This is a genomic window from Azoarcus sp. DD4, assembly GCF_006496635.1.
Taxonomy (GTDB): domain Bacteria; phylum Pseudomonadota; class Gammaproteobacteria; order Burkholderiales; family Rhodocyclaceae; genus Azoarcus.
This window is the reverse complement of sequence record NZ_CP022958.1, coordinates 1,312,634-1,329,900: the sequence shown is the minus strand read 5'-3', so window position 1 is coordinate 1,329,900 and position 17,267 is coordinate 1,312,634. Positions and strand designations below refer to the sequence as shown.

The window sequence follows — 17,267 nt, the reverse complement described above, 5'->3', positions numbered from 1 at the left end:
GCCCGGGACAGGCGGCGGAGTTTAGCACAGCCGCCCGCCGCGCCTCCCCAAGGGGGAAGCACGGCAGCGGTCGCAGCGCCTTAGTGGAAGAAGTCTTCCAGGCGTTCGAACACCTCGTGCTCGGCACCGTGACGACGCACCGCCAGTACGTCCTCCAGCTTTTCCAGTTGGCGCAACATCTGCTCCAGCCGCTGGTCCTCGAACACCAGCAGCCAGATGCGGCTCTTCTTGCCGTCGGACACCGGCATGCAGAGGATGCCCTCCATGTTGAACGCACGGCGCGCAAAGAGATTGCAGATGTGGCTCATCACCCCGGGGTGATTGCGCACGTCCAGCTCCAGGATCACTTTGGCGAAGCCCGCCTGCGGCAGCGGGTCGGCAACCTGTTCGATCATCATCAGCCTCCGATCATCTCGGTGTTGGCCGCACCCGGCGGCACCATGGGATACACGAACTGCTCACGGTCGATCGACACGTGGATCAGGCAAGGACCGGGCGCCTGCAGCGCCTGGGTGAGCGCCGCGCGCGGACTCTCCGCGGCATCGAGATCCACCGCTGCGATGCCGAAGCCTTCCGCGATGCGGCAGAAGTCCGGACCGCCGCGATACTTGGAGGCGAACACCCGCTTGCCGTAGAACAGGTTCTGCTGCTGGTACACCAGGCCGAGCGAGTTGTTGTTCATCAGCACGACCTTGACGTTGAGACCGAGCTCGGCCAGCGTGGCGAACTCCTGGATGTTCATCTGCAGGCTGCCATCCCCCGAGAAACACACCACGGTGCGCTCGGGCGCCGCCAGGGCCGCGCCGATCGCCACCGGCATACCGAAGCCCATGGTGCCCAAGCCACCGGACGTGAGCCACTGGCGCGGCCGGCGGAAGGGATAGGCCTGCGCCACCCACATCTGGTGCTGGCCAACGTCGGTGGTGATGACTGCCTCGTCGTCGAGCGCGGCAGCGACCGCGTGGATCAGGCCGTAGTGGCTGCGTGCATCGTCGAGATCCGGCATCTGCATCGGGAAACGGCTCTTCAGGCTCTCCACGTGCGACAGCCAACGCTTGCGCAACTGCACCTTCACCCGTGGCAGCAGCGCATCGAGCACCGCGCCAACGTCGCCGTTGATCGCCACATGGGCGGTCTTGATCTTGTGCAGCTCCGACGGGTCGACGTCGATGTGGATGATCTTCGCGTTCGGACAGAACTGCGCGGCGCGTCCGATGGCGCGGTCGTCGAAGCGGGCGCCGACGCAGATCAGCAGGTCGGATTCCTCCAGCACGAAGTTGGTGTAGCGCGCGCCGTGCATGCCCAGCATGCCGATGGACAGCGGATGATCGATCGGCATCGCCCCCAGCGCCATCAGCGTCATCGTGGTCGGCAGGCCAGCCTGCTCGGCCAGCGTCACAGCCTGGGCCGCGGCACCGGAATGGATGACACCGCCGCCGAGATAGAGCACCGGCTGGCTGGCTTCATTGATCATCGTCGCGGCCTGCTCGATTGCCGCCAAGTCCAGTAGCGGCACCGCATCGGTCTCGGCCGGGGCCGGAAAGTCCTCGAATTCGACCAGCTGATTCTGCACATCCTTGGGCACATCGACCAGCACCGGACCGGGTCGGCCGGACATGGCGATGCGGAAGGCGTCGGGAATCACCTTAAGCAGCTCGGCCGCCGAGCGGACGAGGAAGTTGTGCTTGGTGATCGGCACGGTCATGCCGTAGATGTCGACTTCCTGGAAGGCGTCGGTGCCGATCATGGACAGCGGCACCTGGCCGGTGATCGCCACCAGCGGGATCGAATCCAGCTGGGCGTCGGCAATGGCGGTGACCAGGTTGGTCGCGCCCGGACCACTCGATGCGAAGCACACCTCGGGCCGCCCCGACACCCGCGCCATGCCCTGCGCCATGAAACCCGCCCCCTGCTCGTGGCGCGCCAGCACGTGTTCGATCTTCTCGCTGCGGGACAGCGCATCGTAAAGCGGCAGGATGGCGCCGCCGGGAATGCCGGCGATGGTACGCACGCCCTGTCGTTCCAGCAGGCGCACGATCAGGTCTGCGCCAGTCATCTGCTTCATCGTTTTCTCTCCTCGGATCAGGTCCGGAGCTGGCTTTCCGGCGGCGCAAAAAACAAAACCCCCGCCGGCATTTCGCGCCGGCGGGGGTTTCGGGATTCTGTTTAAGCTGCTTGTACCCTTATCCGCTACGACGCGCGACTGCCTACGCCTACTACTACGCGTACGGACAGGGCTACGAAGGAAGCGAATGCGAAACGGGACATTGCAAGACCAAGCAGTTCAGGGCGCCGATCTAATCACAGCCGCAACGGAAAAACAAGCGCTTTTCATGCGCGCTTCACCCCGTCGCCCCGTCGCCGTCGCGCAAGGCACGGCGCAGAATCTTGCCGACATTGGTCTTGGGCAGCGACTCACGGAACTCGACGCGGTGCGGCACCTTGTAGGGAGTGAGGTTCTCTCGGCAATAGGCGATCAGATCGGGCTCCGTCAGCCCCGGATCCTTCCTGACGACAAAGACCTTGACCGCTTCGCCGCTCCGCTCGTCGGGGACCCCGACTGCCGCCACCTCGAGCACCCCGGGATGGCTGGCGACGACATCCTCGACCTCGTTCGGATACACGTTGAAGCCCGACACCAGGATCATGTCCTTCTTGCGGTCAACGATGCGGATATAGCCCGTCGCGTCGATGACCGCGATGTCACCCGTGCGCAGGAAGCCGTCATGGGTGAAGGCACGGGCGGTGTCCTCCGGGCGGTTCCAGTAGCCCCGCGTCACCTGCGGCCCACGCACGCACAATTCACCACGCTGCCCGACTGGCTGCTCGACGCCATCATCGTCGCGAATGCTGATTTCGGTAGAGGAAACAGGCAGACCGATCGAATGATTGAATTCCGCCAGGTCGAGCGGATTGATCGCCACTGCCGGCGAGGTCTCGGTCAGGCCGTAGGCCTCGATCAGGGGCACACCGGTCACCTTCTTCCACCGCTCGGCGACGACCTGCTGTACTGCCATGCCGCCGCCGAGCGTGATGTGCAACGCCGAAAAATCGAGTTTTGCGAACTCAGGATTGTTCAGCAGCGCATTGAACAGGGTATTGACGCCCGTGATGGCGGTGAAACGGTACTTGCCCAACTCCTTGACGAAGCCGGGAATATCGCGCGGATTGGTGATCAGCACGTTGGTCGCGCCGACCTTGAAAAAAGTCAGGCAATTCGCCGTCAGCGAGAAGATGTGATACAGGGGCAGCGCTGTGATGATGACTTCGTCGCGCTCGCGCAGATGGGGTTTGATCCACGCATGCGCCTGCTGCAGATTGGCGATGATGTTGCCGTGAGTGAGGATCGCCCCCTTCGCCACCCCAGTCGTCCCGCCGGTGTATTGCAGGTAGGCGATGTCGTCGCGGCCGATGTCGACCGGCGCCAATGTTTGGCGTGCGCCCGCTGCAATCGCGTCCGAAAATCGAACCGCCCCCGGCAAACGCCACGGCGGCACCATTTTCTTCACCCTCCGGACAACGAAGTTGACCAGCGCGCCTTTCGGGAAACCCAGCATTTCGCCGAGACTGGTCACCACCACATGCCGGACCGGCAGATGCTGCACGACCATCTCCAGCGTGTGGGCGAAGTTCTCCAGGATCACGACCACATCCGCACCGGCATCGCGCAACTGATGCTCGAGTTCGCGCGCGGTATAGAGCGGATTGACGTTGACGACGGTGTAGCCCGCTCGCAGCACGCCGAACATCGCCACCGGGTACTGCAGCACGTTCGGCATCATCAAGGCAACGCGCGCACCGGGCGCCAACTTCAGTTCGCCCTGCAGATAGGCCGCAAAGCGCGCCGACAAGGTGTCGAGCTCCGCATACGTCAGGGCCTTGCCCATGCAGATGTAGGCGGTCCGCTCGCCGAACTTGCGCACGCCCTGCTCGAACAGATCGCCGATCGAGCGGAATTCGTTGATGTCGATTTCTGCAGGAATGCCGGGCGGGTAGCTTTTCAGCCAGATTTTTTCCACGCTAGTCTCCTCCGTGTGTTGGAAAACTCGCCGGACGGACTGCAAGCGCGTCCGGCTCCGCCCTCCCGAGGCGTTGCGGCGGGCTCCTGCCGGAGCGCCGCCGGATTCCAACCCGAATCTCGCCCGTCTGACGCAGGCGTCGATTCCGCCGAGGTGTCCGCGCTCGCGCGGCCCCGCGCCGCCTTCCGACCTGCTCGGCCGTCAGGCATCTCCAGCTAAAGGCTCAGCTCTCACCCTCTTCGGCGGGCCAGTTGCGGATGTAATTCTTGAGCATGCGGTTCTCGAAACTCTGCTCTTCAAGCACCGCCTTGGCCACGTCATGGAAACTGACGACGCCGAGCAGCGTGTTTCCGTCCATCACAGGCAGGTAACGCTGGTGCCGATCAACCATCAAGCGGCGCAACTCGTCCATTTCCATCGCGGGCGCCGCCGTCAACGGGGCCTTCAGCATCGCCTCCTCGACCGCCAGCGACTCCCAGCCGCCCCCACTCTTGTGTACCGCCTGAAGGACCTCACGGAACGTGAGCAGACCGACCATCTGCCCGTGAGCGAACACGACGAGCGAACCGACATCCTGCTCGGTCATGATGGTCACGGCTTCCGACAGACGCCTGTTCGGCGCAATGGTGTAGAGCACCTTGCCCTTGATTGCGAGAATCTCGCTCACCAGCATGTTGATCCCCTGCCTTTATGTATATGGTTTGCGGCGCTGTGCTGCGTGATGTTAGTGGATTGGCGGGAAGCGGCAAAGCCTATTGCCGACACTGCCGGCCGCTCCGCGCAGGCACCGCCCCGAAGGCGCACTTGCCCGGTCGCCCCGGACCTGCCGGGCAGACCCAAACGCTTCAGCGCTTGAGTTCGCCCAGCTTGCCCTTGACCTTTGCCCAGTCCTCGGCATCCGGCAAGGGGTCCTTGCGCTCGACGATGGGTTTCCAGCTTCGTGCCAGTTCGGCGTTGAGTGCGATGTACTGCTGCTGATCGGCCGGCACATCGTCTTCCGCGTAGATTGCCTCGACCGGACACTCGGCGACGCAGAGCGTACAGTCGATGCACTCCTCCGGGTCGATGACGAGAAAATTCTCCCCTTCGCGGAAGCAGTCGACCGGACATACGTCCACACAGTCGGTGTACTTGCAGCGGATACAGGATTCAGTCACCACGTAGGCCATTTTGCTCACTCTCGATCGATGAACCATCGCGCCGCGACTCGCCGCTAAAGCGAACGGACTGGCGACGGCGGGTTAGCAATAGTAGTCAGCTGTGTGCGTTTTTGCCACGTCAGGACAAGCCCCTACGCCCTCCAGCCGAGTTTTTCTTGACGCGAACGACGCCTTGACATAACGTCGCGGAAACTTTCCTGGGGTGGCTTCTTCGCACCCCGGTCTTACGGATCATCACGATCCAACTCTCCGACTCCAAGCAAGAACCGTCACCCCTGATGTGAGGAATCATGAGCGAGCATATCCATTACGTGACCGATGGCAGCTTCGAAGCCGAGGTGCTGCAGTCCCAGACGCCGGTCCTGGTCGACTACTGGGCTGAATGGTGCGGCCCCTGCAAGATGATTGCCCCTATCCTCGACGAAGTCGCCAAGGACTACGCGGGAAAACTCAAGGTCGCCAAGCTCAACATCGACGAGAACCAGGAAACGCCGGCCAAGTACGGCATCCGTGGCATTCCGACCCTGATGATCTTCAAGGGCGGCAATATCGAGGCGACCAAGGTTGGCGCCCTCTCCAAATCTCAACTGACCGCCTTCATTGACAGCAACATCTAAGTCGGAATCGACTCCGACCCGTTCTCGCGGTGCTTCGCGGACCCGCCGCAGGGGTGCCCGCAACCGCGACGGTAATTCCCCCCAAGGCAACGCCTCCGAACTTGACCTGCTCGACGCCGAGCTGGCCATGGAAGAGGGCGTTGCTTCGTCCGCCGAATCCACAGCTGCTGCGGCCTTGCACCTGTCGGAGCTTAAAGCTCTGCATGTGAGCCAGCTGCTGGAAATGGCGGTTGCCAACGAAATCGAAGGCGCCAATCGCCTGCGCAAGCAAGAGCTCGTCTTCGCGCTGCTGAAGAACCGCGCGCGCAAGGGTGAGCCGATCTATGGTGACGGCGCGCTCGAGGTACTGCCGGACGGCTTCGGTTTTCTGCGCTCGCCCGATACGTCCTATCTGGCCGGCACGGACGACATCTACGTGTCGCCGTCGCAGATCAGACGCTTCAACCTGCACACCGGCGACACGATCGAAGGCGAAATCCGCACGCCGAAGGACGGCGAACGCTATTTCGCACTGGTCAAGCTGGACAAGATCAACGGCCGACCGCCGGAAGAGTGCAAGCACAAGATCCTGTTCGAAAACCTGACGCCACTGCATCCGCAGGAGTGTCTCAAGCTCGAACGCGAGATCCGCGGCGAAGAGAACATCACCAGCCGCATCATCGACATGATCGCGCCTATCGGCAAAGGTCAGCGCGGCCTGCTCGTCGCCCCGCCGAAAAGCGGCAAGACGGTGATGCTGCAGCACATTGCGCACTCGATCACAGCGAATCATCCGGACGTCGAACTGATCGTGCTGCTGATCGACGAGCGCCCGGAAGAGGTCACCGAGATGCAGCGTTCGGTGAAGGGCGAGGTCGTAGCCTCCACCTTCGACGAACCCGCCTCCCGGCACGTGCAGGTGGCCGAAATGGTCATCGAAAAGGCCAAGCGCCTGACCGAGCACAAGAAGGACGTGGTCATCCTGCTGGACTCGCTCACCCGCCTGGCGCGCGCCTACAACACGGTGGTACCCGCCTCCGGCAAGGTACTGACCGGCGGTGTCGATGCGAACGCCCTGCAGAAGCCCAAGCGCTTCTTCGGTGCAGCGCGCAACATCGAGGAAGGTGGCTCGCTGACCATCATCGCCACTGCGCTGATCGATACCGGCAGCCGGATGGACGACGTGATCTACGAGGAGTTCAAGGGCACAGGCAACATGGAGCTCCACCTCGACCGGCGCATGGCCGAGAAGCGCGTTTATCCCGCCATCAACGTCAATCGCTCGGGCACCCGGCGTGAAGAACTGCTGATGAAGCCGGACGTGCTGCAGAAGATCTGGATCCTGCGCAAACTGCTCTACGGCATGGACGACATCGATGCGATGGAATTCCTGCTGGACAAGGTCAAGGCTACGAAGAGCAATGCCGAGTTCTTCGACGCGATGCGTCGCGGCTGAACCAGCCGGCAAGAAACAAGAAAGCCACCCGAGGGTGGCTTTCTTGTTTCTGGACACTCCGGAAGCGAGCAGGCGCGCTCCGATATCCGGCCGGAAGGCGCGCCAGTCGAATCACTGGTAGTCGAAAAAGCCCTTGCCGACCTTGCGGCCGAGATAGCCCGCCTCGACCATCTCCACCAACAGCGGCGCCGGACGATACTTCGGATCCTTGAAGCCTTCGAACAGAACCTGCATCACGGCAAGCTCCACATCCAGGCCGATCAGGTCGCACAGCGCGAGCGGTCCGATCGGGTGGTTGCAGCCCAGCTTCATCGCTTCGTCGATCTCCGACGCAGTCGCCAGCCCCTCGCCGAGCGTGAAGATGGCCTCGTTGATCATCGGACACAGCAAGCGATTGACCACGAAACCCGGACTATTGCGAACCTGTACCGGCGTCTTGCCGACCGCCTTTGCAGCCTCCTCGACGGCAGCATAGGTGGCATCGGAGGTCTGCAGCCCACGGATCAGCTCGACCAGCGCCATCATCGGCACCGGATTGAAGAAGTGCATGCCAACAACACGGTCCGCTCGCTTGGTTGCCGCCGCCAGCTTGGTGATGGAGATCGAAGAGGTGTTGCTGGCGATAATCGCGTCTGCCTTAGCGGCGGCGTCGAGTTGAGCGAAGATTTTGAGCTTGAGCTCGAGATTCTCGGTAGCCGCCTCGATGACGAGATCGGCATCGCCGACTGCTGCGATGTCGGTCGAAGTCGTCACATGCGACAGCGCCGCGTTCTTCTGCTCGGCGCTCATCTTTTCCTTCTTGATCAAACGATCGAAGCTGCCCGAGATCGTTGCCACACCACGTTGAAGGGCAGCGTCGGCGACATCGGTCATCACCACATCGAAGCCCGCGACCGCAAAGGCCTGGACAATACCGTTACCCATGGTTCCGGCGCCGATCACGCCGACTTTCTTGATGCTCATCGTGCTGTCTTCTCCTGTAGGAATTCGACGCAGCCGGACGGACCATACCCATACCGATGCGTATGGATAAAATGTAGCGCATCGTCTCCGGTTTGAACAGCCGAAAAGCGCGGCTCCATCCCCCACTCCAGGCGCCGCGGCAGCATCGCCCCAAGACCCGAAACACTGCGGGGTACATTGGAGACTAGGATGACACACAAAAAAATAGGGAGCCCTAAGGCTCCCCATTTCCTGAAACTGGCGGAGTGGACGGGACTCGAACCCGCGACCCCCGGCGTGACAGGCCGGTATTCTAACCGACTGAACTACCACTCCGCACTGACCTGCTACCGGCATTGCTGCCGATTTCACATATCGAAGCTTACCACTTCGCTACGCCTTGTTGGCGTCCCCACGGGGATTCGAACCCCGGTTATCGCCGTGAAAGGGCGGTGTCCTAGGCCTCTAGACGATGGGGACCTGAACCTTTGGTGGAGGTAAGCGGGATCGAACCGCTGACCTCTTGCATGCCATGCAAGCGCTCTCCCAGCTGAGCTATACCCCCACAACGAGCCGGCGATTATAGCTTTCGGTTAAGCTCACCGCAAGCACTTCAGAAAATTTTCCGAAGCTGCAGAGCCGAAACCCTGCGATAAAACTGGCGGAGTGGACGGGACTCGAACCCGCGACCCCCGGCGTGACAGGCCGGTATTCTAACCGACTGAACTACCACTCCGCACTGACCTGCAACCAGCATCACTACTGGCCTTGCACGCTGAACTTAGACTTTCAACGCGTCATGTTGGCGTCCCCACGGGGATTCGAACCCCGGTTATCGCCGTGAAAGGGCGGTGTCCTAGGCCTCTAGACGATGGGGACATCGTCACTGCAACTCTTTCGACTGGTGGAGGTAAGCGGGATCGAACCGCTGACCTCTTGCATGCCATGCAAGCGCTCTCCCAGCTGAGCTATACCCCCGACGGCGAAAGAGCGCGCATTATAGGGTGGGGTTAGGGGTCTGTAAAGCAGGCGCAACGATATTTTTTCAGGACACATCGGACGACACCCGGCAGGACCACACCACACCCTGGCGCTAAAGCACTTTGCCTGGATTCATCAATGACCGCGGGTCCAGCGCGTGCTTTACGGCCCGCATCAAATCCATTTCGACCTCGCTCTTGTAACGCAGCACCTCCCCCCGCTTGAGCTGCCCCAGGCCATGCTCAGCCGAAATCGACCCGCCGAGCTCTGTGACCAGGTCGTGCACGATGCGATTGACTTCACTCGTCCGCGCGATAAAGGCCGCGTTATTCTCCTGCTCCGGGCGAGACAGGTTGTAGTGCAGGTTGCCGTCGCCAATATGGCCGAAGGCGACGATGCGCACACCAGGCCATGCGGCACGCAAGACCCGCTCAGCGCGCTCGAGGAAACGCGGAATCCGGCTGACCGGCACCGACACGTCATGCTTGATGCTGATACCCTCGATACGTTGCGCTTCCGAGATGTTCTCACGCAGCGCCCACAAGGCTTCGGTCTGCATCAAGCTGGCGGCGATCGCCGCGTCGGCCACCTGCCCCGCCTCGATTGCATCCGCCAATTCCGCCTCGAGCAGCTCAGCCAGTCCACCGTCGTTCATGGTGTCCGTCAGCTCAACGAGTACGCTCCAGGCAGCCTGCGTTGTCAACGGATCGCGCGCGCCTGGAATATGCTTCAGGACCAACTCGAGCGCGCTGCGCCCGACGATCTCGAACGCGGTAACTCGATCACCGCAACGCGCGCGCAGACGCCCGAGCAAGGTGACTGCGGCAGCCGGGTCGGTCACTGCAGCCCAAGCCGTTGCGCGTGCCTTAGGCCGCGGAAAGAGCTTGAGTACAGCGGCCGTCACGATACCCAAGGTTCCTTCGGCGCCGATGAAAAGGTGCTTAAGGTCATAGCCGGTATTATCCTTGCGCAATCCACGCAATCCATCCCAGACGCGGCCATCGGGCAATACCACTTCCAGGCCAAGCGTCAGCTCGCGGGCATTGCCATAACGCAATACCTGCACTCCCCCTGCGTTAGTCGAGAGATTGCCGCCTATCGTGCAACTTCCCTCCGACGCCAGCGAGAGCGGAAACAATCGATCGTGCTCTGCAGCAGCAGCCTGGACCACTGCCAGCGTGCAGCCCGCCTCGACACATAGCGTATTGTTGTCGACGTCGATCTCGCGGATGCGATTCAGCCGCCCAAGACTCATCAGCACGGCATCGCCCTTTTCGGACGGCGTCGCGCCGCCGCACAGCCCGGTGTTGCCGCCTTGCGGCACCAGGGGAACACCGGTCGCGTGACAGATGCGAACAACATCGGCGACTTCCGCAGTCGATGCCGGACGCACCACCGCACGAGCCCGCCCCCGATAGCGCCCCCGCCAGTCGCTGACGTAGGGCGCAACGTCCTCGGCCCGCGTCAATACGTGGTCGATACCCAGCGCATCGATGAGCGCGCGTAACAATGTGTCCATCGACTCCTCCGAAAGTCGCGGCACCGAATCAAGCCTCGCCGCCGCGCCCCAAGGCGTAGTGCAGCAAGGGGCGCACGCGGGCGACGGCCGCCTCGCCTTCGGCTATGGCCTCGGCGGCACGATGGTAGTCGAGCAGCCCGAGCTGCCCCACGCGCGGGGCGATCAGCACGTCGGCCGGCTCCCCCGCCAATCGGCTGCGCGCAATCCGCACCTGCATGATGTTGATACTTGAACTCAGCACTGTAATCAGTGATGGCAGGTTGGCATCGGCGGCGCCAGTCCCGTTTGCGCCAAAGCCTAAGCGGGCCAGCAGCCTGTCGCTCCAGCCCATTTCGGTCTCTTCGATCGGTGCAGGCTCGATTGAAGTGTGCTTCCAGGCACGGCCGACCATGTCCGAGCCGAGATCGACCGCGATCACCACATCTGCCCCCATGGCACGACACAGCGATACCGGTACCGGATTGACCAAACCACCATCGACCAGAACCCGGCCACCATGCAAGACGGGCGTCATCAACCCTGGCAGAGCGATCGACGCCCGCACGGCAGCCGAAACGCTACCTTCATGCAACCACACCTCGCGTCCACTGGCGAGCTCGGTGGCAACACAGGCGAACCGGGTCGGCAACTCGGCGAAGTCGCGGTCGACGAAATTGCGCTGAAAGAACTGGATCAATCGCTCCCCCTTGATCAGCCCTCCTCGCAGGCTCACGTCGAGTAGCGACACCACATCCTGCCAGGTCAGCGTTTCCGCCCATTCAGTCAGCTTCTCAAGATCGCCCGACGCAGCCGCGGCGCCTACGAAAGCGCCAATGGAGCATCCACAGACGACTCCCGGCACAACGCCCTCGGCTGCCAGGGCACGCAAGACGCCCAAGTGAGCCCAACCGCGGGCAGCACCGCTGCCCAGCGCCAAACCGATGACCGGCTCACTGCCGGTCCTGGGTGCGGGCAAGCTTTCCAGACGCCCTCCTCACTCCCGCCTGCAGCCCTACTACAGCCGCTCGGCGTAAAGGTCGTGAATGTCGCAGTCGGTGATGCGGACACGGACGAAGTCGCCCGGCGCCAGATCGTCTCCATCCGGAATGATCACCAGGCCATCGATCTCCGGTGCGTCGCCCGGCGAACGAGCCAGAGCCCCTTCCTCGTCGACATCATCTACCAGTACGGTCATCTCGCGACCGATCTTGGCCTCCAGGCGCTGGGTCGAAATGTCTTCCTGAAAATCCATCAGGCGTGCGCGCCGCTCCTCACGCAGTTCGTCGGGCACCGCATCCGGCAGATCATTGGCCGCCGCTCCTTCCACGGGCGAATACGCGAAGGCGCCAACGCGGTCGAGCTGGGCCTCTTCGAGAAACTGCAGCAGCAGCTCGAAATCCTCCTCAGTCTCGCCGGGAAATCCGGTGATGAAGGTCGAGCGTATGGTCAGGTCAGGGCAGATACTCCGCCACTTGCGCACCCGCTCCAGCACATTCTCGGCGTTGGCCGGGCGCTTCATCGCCTTCAGTATCCTGGGACTCGCATGCTGGAAGGGCACATCGAGGTAAGGAAGGATCTTGCCCTCGGCCATCAGTGGAATCAGGTCGTCCACGCTCGGGTATGGATAGACGTAGTGCATACGGATCCAGATACCAAGCTCACCGAGCGCATTGGCGAGGTCGTAAAGCCGCGTCTTGAGCGGCTTGCCACCCCAGAAGCCAGTGCGGTACTTGACGTCGACGCCGTAGGCGGAGGTGTCCTGCGAGATCACCAGGATCTCCTTCACGCCGGATTCCGCCAAAGCCTCGGCTTCGCGCATGACCTCATGTATCGGACGGCTGACAAGATCGCCCCGCATCGACGGGATGATGCAAAACGTGCAACGGTGATTGCAGCCCTCGGAAATCTTGAGGTAGGCGTAGTGCTGCGGCGTCAGACGGATACCCTGGGGCGGCACCAGGTCGGTGAAGGGATCGTGCGGCTTGGGCAGATGCCTGTGCACAGCCTGCATCACCTCTTCGGTGGCATGCGGTCCCGTCACGGCCAGCACTTGCGGATGCGCGGCCAGCACAACGTCGTCCTTCGCGCCCAGACAGCCGGTAACGATGACCTTGCCGTTCTCGGCAAGGGCCTCGCCGATTGCCTCGAGAGACTCTTCCACCGCCGCGTCGATGAAACCGCAGGTATTCACCACCACGATGTCGGCAGCGTCGTAGCTGCCGGATATCTCGTAGCCTTCTGCACGCAGTCGGGTGAGGATGTGTTCGGAGTCTACGGTTGCCTTGGGGCACCCGAGGGATACGAAACCTATACTAGGCGGCTTCTGCATGCGCTGCTCTGTAGATCATGATCAAGTCCAGAGTATACAGCTACATAGACTTAGCGACCCGACACAATCGGCCAGATCCAGCGCGGCCTGCCAAGCAAATCGATTCCTGGGCGGACGGAAACACAGACCTCCGCCCAGGACGTGCTCCTCTCGATCCATCGGGAGGCCCGCAGCGAGTTGTCCAACGCCATCGAAGCCATCCGGTGCGCGTCGGCCAGCGCGCTAGCGGCAATATTCATTGCACAGCCAGTTACGCCACCACTACCGGACGAGACGCCTAACACCTCGGCCAGAACCTTAGCCGACCCCGCTGGTCAGCGTTACGGTCTGGGGCAGGCCGAACACGGCACCGTTCAGGTAGAGCTGTGCGGTGAAAAAATCGCTTGCTCCAATGTATTCCCAAGACGTGTCGGGCCACATGTAAAACCTGCCGTTGATGGGCTGGCGTGTTACGACGATCCAGAATTCGGCATCGCTGTCACCCGGAAATGTGCCCCACACGCGGCCAAGCGACGCGGCTTGCTCACCATCCTGCGGGAGGGAGGCACCAAGGACGCCCCACCCACCAAACCCAATCACCATCGGGCAATCAGGCAATATCTGTCCATTAGTTAGACGCATGAGGCTCATGTCGCGGTCACCTCGTCCGAAAGGCCTATCCAGCCGGCTGCCGTTTTTGCGCTTACATGGTACACGGCGCCGGTGATGATCGCCGCATGCCTGATCTCCAGCACGCCCGCAGTGATTGCGTGGCCAGCCCCGTAGTAGATCTGCTGCATCGTATCGGCGCGCATAACGCTCACACGAACGCTGGACTCATTGACAACGACATTTGCGGAATTGCGAATCGGATGCGCCGCCGACCCAACCGTGACGGTTCCAGCCACGCCGGAAAGCAAGTGCACAGACTGCGAGAGCGCCGGAGTGCTCCTGTTGCCCGCAGCGTCATAAGCCCGGAGCTCGAAGATATCTGACGATCCCGCCGTCCGGCCACTGATATTGACGCTGGTGCTGGTCGCGTTGTTTATCCAAATACCTCCATTCAGTCGGTACTCGTAACCAGCCACACCGATATTGTCCGACCCGGCCGGCCAACTCGCCGTATAGCTGGTCGTCGTCAACGAAGAAATCGTGATGGAACCGATCAGCGTAGGTGGCGTAGTGTCCGAGGTCCCGTGGGTGGTGAACGCAGCCGAGCTGACCACCGTCGAGTCGTTGCCTGCCGCATCGCGATGCAGGTAGTGGATACGATAGCCGGTGCTCGCGGAGAGGCCCGTGACCGAGACATTTTGCGTCCCGATCGTGTCGACGGCGAGACTAGCCCCAGCCTTGAGCGCCGAGGGGCTCTCGGTCGGGTTCTGGGTGGCAACCCAGTATAGGGTACCGTTGGCTTCGTTCGTACTGACCGTACCAACAGCAGTGGTCATACTCGTTGCTGTTGCGGTCGGGCTGGACAAGGTGGGCGCAACGGCATCAGCCGCAGCCAACTCGAATGCCCCGATATCACACGCGGAACCCTGTGGCCGCGCCCTGCCGATGATGTCCGTCACGACACCGGAAACCATAATGCCAGCATCGATCAGAGGGGATCCCGCCGCCAACGTGAAGTTGAGCATTGCCGGGCTGGTAAATGCCGCCGTTCCAGCTACGTTGTTGATCGACCCGGTCGGATACAGCGCGATCGCCGAATTGTCGGCCGAAGCATTATGACTACCGGTCCCCCCGGTAGCGGTGTAGTAGCACTGCGAAGACCCGGTCGATGCACCACTATAGTTGTTCCGCGCCTCGGTTCTGCTGTCGGCCAAGAAGCCAATTGCATCTGCCGTTCGCCATAGGTCATTGCCAAATACCTTGGCGGACACCGCACCGCGCGTGTCCAGCGATCGGCACGCAGATACGACAATGTTGTTCTTGATCGTAACGTTGCCCGCGCCAGCCGCGACAGCCGGCACGCCTGTATTGGTACAGACACTACGGATGATGCAGTTCTCGATCATCACCTCGGACTCAGCCAAGGCATTCGGGATGCCAATGGCTTCCAGAGAGGCCCCCGCCTTGTCCATGTAGATGCCGATACCCCTGATTCGAATGTGCGCGGCAGTCATATACAAGGCGGGCACGACTGCACTTGGCCCACAGCGAAAACGGGCGCCAGCACCGACCACGCCTTGATGCCCATGCCCGGATGCAGCTCGAATTTCAATGTAGGCAGTCGGCGTGGTGATCTTGCCTCCGATCGTGACCTGTTCGACCAAATCGAAAGACTCGAGCTCTGCAATTTCCGGCTCTGTCAATCTGGTCGGCAAAGAGGCGAGCCATGCCGAGAGAGTGGTGAAATGGCCGCCGGATGCTGCTATTCGCTTGGTTGCCATATCAACTCCTCGGGTCGGTCCAGCCGGCCAGCTTCAATGCCCACACGTTGCCGGCATAGTCACCACGGATTGCAATGCAACAGCCCAGATCTTCCGCATAGCGAAATTTCCCACATACTCCCATCGCGTCGGTCTCGATCTCGGGCGGCGCGCTCGTACCGGCATCCATCGTCGGTCTGGTCAGCGTCCAGCCCGTACTTGGCGTCGGATTGCCTTCTGGCGGATGGATAAGCCATGGCTGGCGGCCCTTGTACCAATAAACGAAGCACTCGCCTGCCGGGTAATAGGCAAAACCGCAGTACTTGTGGTGTCCATTCGACCCCAGATAGCCGAGCGCCAACTCGCTCGGATAAGACACCACGTAAGGCCACGCAGCGGAGAGATTCGGCACCTTCTTCAGGTCGATGAAGTTGAGCCGCCGGCTTGTCGTGTCTCCGGTCGGCATGACGAAGAGTTTGCGCAACGGGTCATAGGCGACCGCGCCGTTCGTGTAGCGCGACGGATCGTATCCCGCAACCTGAGTGATGACGTCATTATCTGGATCGTCGTCAACAAACTCGACGCGGAAAACACACGACAGGATGACCATGTAGAGTACGTCATGGCCATTTTCCACTGCGTGCGCCACGCCCGACTCGATCTTCGACGGGTTCACGGTCGACGGCAGCACCGCTAGGCGTCCATCGCAGAAATTGCGCAGCTTCCACGCTCTCGCGCCGGGAAAATCGTGCCCCGACAAGGATCCGTGCTTGCAGTTCGATCCGGTCAGCCCACCAACGAAACCCTGTCCGGCCAGTGCAAGATCGAGCGTGAAGCCGCCCGCATACCCCACGGTAGTGTTTCCATCCCAAACAGACATCGTCGTCCCGCCGGGTTGGTTTGCACCTCCGCCGGTGAAAAAGCGGTCAAGGATCGGTAGGTAGAAATTGTTGGCGTACGTGTGCGACGAGACCGGCGAATTATTACCATCCACCGGGCGGCCGATTGCCGTGAGCATATCGGTGCAGTAGAAGGCGTGCGCCCACTTGCGGGTATAAGCGGACCAAGTATAGACCTCGTTCGCCCATGAGTTAGCATGCCCGCCGCCCCACAGCACAGCGCGGCTACGCTTGCTATCCCAGCCTATCGACGCCCACGAACGCATGATCGCATCCGGGCCTTCGGCCGAATTATTGCCGGAAATCCAGCGCGAGTCTGCTGGCGACCAAGCCTCCTGGAAAGTGTTCGTATTCAGTTGAATCCAGGAGTTTTCGGGCGCTGCAGCGATCAGGTCCAACACTGCGTGTGGATACAGGAAGCGGCCACCCGCCATCGGCTTACCTGCCGGGGCGTAATACGTGAGGGACTGCGGATTGGCCATGGCGCACACTCCGTCAGAAATCTCGATTGCGGTGACATCACGCGCTACTGCTGGCGCCGAACAGATACATCAGGCCGTCGAAGGCGCTACGAATGACTTAGTAACCGTGCAACGCTCAGGGCTGCGTCGGAAGTTCGACTGGCCCGAGAGACAACCGAAGCGCGATCGACGACTTCCCCTTGGACAAGCTACGAAACACAATCGGCAGGCATTCCATACCCAGGCGGCAAAGCCCCCGGTCACAGCATTCAATCAACCGGGACACGTAACTCCGACGCGGCATAGCGAAACAGCCGAGAGTGAGGCTGAGTTGATGGTGCATGGTCGGAGAGCATGCAGTATGGAGCCGCCTCTATGACAAGACACTGCTCAAATCGTTCTCGAACCGACACGCTACTTGTCGACGATCGGCCACTGGGCCTTGATGCATGAACTTGGCGGAAGCCAACAATAATGGACCTGATGGCACTCAAGACGCCCCCGAACCCAACCCGTCATTCGTCCACATAAGCACGACCTTCAGCCCCCTTCACTGATGCAGCCGACATTCGGCA

The 17,267-nt window shown here is 61.6% G+C and carries 14 protein-coding genes and 6 tRNA genes; 2 read left to right on the top strand and 18 right to left on the bottom strand.

Annotated elements, in window-relative coordinates; translation table 11 throughout:
* Window positions 1-80: 80 nt before the first annotated feature.
* The 5 genes from ilvN to fdxA all read right to left on the bottom strand — a co-directional run bounded on the left by ilvN (window position 81) and on the right by fdxA (window position 5,188).
* On the bottom strand, window positions 81-398 hold the full coding sequence (ilvN, locus tag CJ010_RS06310; RefSeq protein WP_141017244.1) for an acetolactate synthase small subunit: 318 nt from the start codon (window positions 396-398) through the stop codon (window positions 81-83).
* Complete coding sequence (ilvB, locus tag CJ010_RS06305) at window positions 398-2,065, bottom strand: acetolactate synthase large subunit (protein ID WP_141017242.1); 1,668 nt, start codon at window positions 2,063-2,065, stop codon at window positions 398-400. Before ilvB ends, ilvN begins: the two co-directional genes overlap by 1 nt.
* Window positions 2,066-2,342: 277 nt before the next feature.
* Window positions 2,343-4,019: a long-chain-fatty-acid--CoA ligase gene (locus tag CJ010_RS06300; RefSeq protein WP_141017241.1), complete on the bottom strand. Its 1,677-nt coding sequence runs from the start codon at window positions 4,017-4,019 to the stop codon at window positions 2,343-2,345.
* A 223-nt stretch (window positions 4,020-4,242) separates the two neighbouring features.
* Window positions 4,243-4,692 (bottom strand): CBS domain-containing protein, encoded by a 450-nt coding sequence (locus CJ010_RS06295; protein ID WP_141017240.1) that lies wholly within the window; start codon window positions 4,690-4,692, stop codon window positions 4,243-4,245.
* A gap of 172 nt (window positions 4,693-4,864) precedes the next feature.
* Window positions 4,865-5,188, bottom strand: coding sequence for a ferredoxin FdxA (gene fdxA / locus CJ010_RS06290; protein ID WP_141020594.1), 324 nt, complete (start codon window positions 5,186-5,188; stop codon window positions 4,865-4,867).
* Between the two features lie 281 nt (window positions 5,189-5,469).
* On the opposite strand from fdxA, the gene trxA reads away from it, so the two are divergent.
* Together trxA and rho are read left to right on the top strand one after the other, a co-directional pair.
* Entirely contained in the window at window positions 5,470-5,796 is a 327-nt protein-coding gene (trxA, locus tag CJ010_RS06285; protein ID WP_011764764.1) for a thioredoxin TrxA, read from the top strand.
* 175 nt (window positions 5,797-5,971) lie between these two features.
* Complete coding sequence (rho, locus tag CJ010_RS06280; RefSeq protein ID WP_141020593.1) at window positions 5,972-7,231, top strand: transcription termination factor Rho; 1,260 nt, start codon at window positions 5,972-5,974, stop codon at window positions 7,229-7,231.
* A 111-nt stretch (window positions 7,232-7,342) separates the two neighbouring features.
* On the opposite strand, the gene CJ010_RS06275 is transcribed toward rho, so the two are convergent.
* The 13 genes from CJ010_RS06275 to CJ010_RS06215 all read right to left on the bottom strand — a co-directional run bounded on the left by CJ010_RS06275 (window position 7,343) and on the right by CJ010_RS06215 (window position 16,713).
* A complete protein-coding gene (locus CJ010_RS06275; protein ID WP_168224910.1) occupies window positions 7,343-8,173 on the bottom strand; it encodes a 3-hydroxybutyryl-CoA dehydrogenase in 831 nt (276 codons plus the stop codon).
* 259 nt (window positions 8,174-8,432) lie between these two features.
* Window positions 8,433-8,509, bottom strand: a tRNA-Asp gene (locus CJ010_RS06270).
* A gap of 68 nt (window positions 8,510-8,577) precedes the next feature.
* Window positions 8,578-8,653, bottom strand: a tRNA-Glu gene (locus CJ010_RS06265).
* A 9-nt stretch (window positions 8,654-8,662) separates the two neighbouring features.
* A tRNA-Ala gene (locus CJ010_RS06260) sits at window positions 8,663-8,738 on the bottom strand.
* Between the two features lie 94 nt (window positions 8,739-8,832).
* Window positions 8,833-8,909, bottom strand: a tRNA-Asp gene (locus CJ010_RS06255).
* Window positions 8,910-8,976: 67 nt separating this feature from the next.
* Window positions 8,977-9,052, bottom strand: a tRNA-Glu gene (locus CJ010_RS06250).
* A gap of 23 nt (window positions 9,053-9,075) precedes the next feature.
* A tRNA-Ala gene (locus CJ010_RS06245) sits at window positions 9,076-9,151 on the bottom strand.
* A 115-nt stretch (window positions 9,152-9,266) separates the two neighbouring features.
* The gene (locus tag CJ010_RS06240; protein ID WP_141017237.1) at window positions 9,267-10,673 is read right to left on the bottom strand and encodes an FAD-binding oxidoreductase; all 1,407 of its coding nucleotides are present in this window, start codon (window positions 10,671-10,673) and stop codon (window positions 9,267-9,269) included.
* A 28-nt stretch (window positions 10,674-10,701) separates the two neighbouring features.
* Entirely contained in the window at window positions 10,702-11,637 is a 936-nt protein-coding gene (rssA, locus tag CJ010_RS06235; RefSeq protein ID WP_141017236.1) for a patatin-like phospholipase RssA, read from the bottom strand.
* Between the two features lie 30 nt (window positions 11,638-11,667).
* Window positions 11,668-12,981 (bottom strand): 30S ribosomal protein S12 methylthiotransferase RimO, encoded by a 1,314-nt coding sequence (gene rimO / locus CJ010_RS06230; RefSeq protein WP_141017235.1) that lies wholly within the window; start codon window positions 12,979-12,981, stop codon window positions 11,668-11,670.
* A gap of 297 nt (window positions 12,982-13,278) precedes the next feature.
* On the bottom strand, window positions 13,279-13,611 hold the full coding sequence (locus tag CJ010_RS06225; protein ID WP_141017234.1) for a hypothetical protein: 333 nt from the start codon (window positions 13,609-13,611) through the stop codon (window positions 13,279-13,281).
* Window positions 13,608-15,353, bottom strand: coding sequence for a choice-of-anchor Q domain-containing protein (locus CJ010_RS06220; protein WP_141017233.1), 1,746 nt, complete (start codon window positions 15,351-15,353; stop codon window positions 13,608-13,610). Before CJ010_RS06220 ends, CJ010_RS06225 begins: the two co-directional genes overlap by 4 nt.
* A gap of 1 nt (window position 15,354) precedes the next feature.
* On the bottom strand, window positions 15,355-16,713 hold the full coding sequence (locus CJ010_RS06215; protein WP_141017232.1) for a hypothetical protein: 1,359 nt from the start codon (window positions 16,711-16,713) through the stop codon (window positions 15,355-15,357).
* Window positions 16,714-17,267: the final 554 nt, after the last annotated feature.

What these genes read in the sequence shown, in the direction of transcription:
- ilvN (WP_141017244.1), bottom strand. Translation starts at nt 398, where the DNA reads ATGATGATCGAACAGGTTGCCGACCCGCTGCCGCAGGCGGGCTTCGCC.
- ilvB (WP_141017242.1), bottom strand. Translation starts at nt 2,065, where the DNA reads ATGAAGCAGATGACTGGCGCAGACCTGATCGTGCGCCTGCTGGAACGA.
- CJ010_RS06295 (WP_141017240.1), bottom strand. Translation starts at nt 4,692, where the DNA reads ATGCTGGTGAGCGAGATTCTCGCAATCAAGGGCAAGGTGCTCTACACC.
- fdxA (WP_141020594.1), bottom strand. Translation starts at nt 5,188, where the DNA reads ATGGCCTACGTGGTGACTGAATCCTGTATCCGCTGCAAGTACACCGAC.
- trxA (WP_011764764.1), top strand. Translation starts at nt 5,470, where the DNA reads ATGAGCGAGCATATCCATTACGTGACCGATGGCAGCTTCGAAGCCGAG.
- CJ010_RS06240 (WP_141017237.1), bottom strand. Translation starts at nt 10,673, where the DNA reads ATGGACACATTGTTACGCGCGCTCATCGATGCGCTGGGTATCGACCAC.
- rimO (WP_141017235.1), bottom strand. Translation starts at nt 12,981, where the DNA reads ATGCAGAAGCCGCCTAGTATAGGTTTCGTATCCCTCGGGTGCCCCAAG.
- CJ010_RS06225 (WP_141017234.1), bottom strand. Translation starts at nt 13,611, where the DNA reads ATGAGCCTCATGCGTCTAACTAATGGACAGATATTGCCTGATTGCCCG.
- CJ010_RS06220 (WP_141017233.1), bottom strand. Translation starts at nt 15,353, where the DNA reads ATGGCAACCAAGCGAATAGCAGCATCCGGCGGCCATTTCACCACTCTC.
- CJ010_RS06215 (WP_141017232.1), bottom strand. Translation starts at nt 16,713, where the DNA reads ATGGCCAATCCGCAGTCCCTCACGTATTACGCCCCGGCAGGTAAGCCG.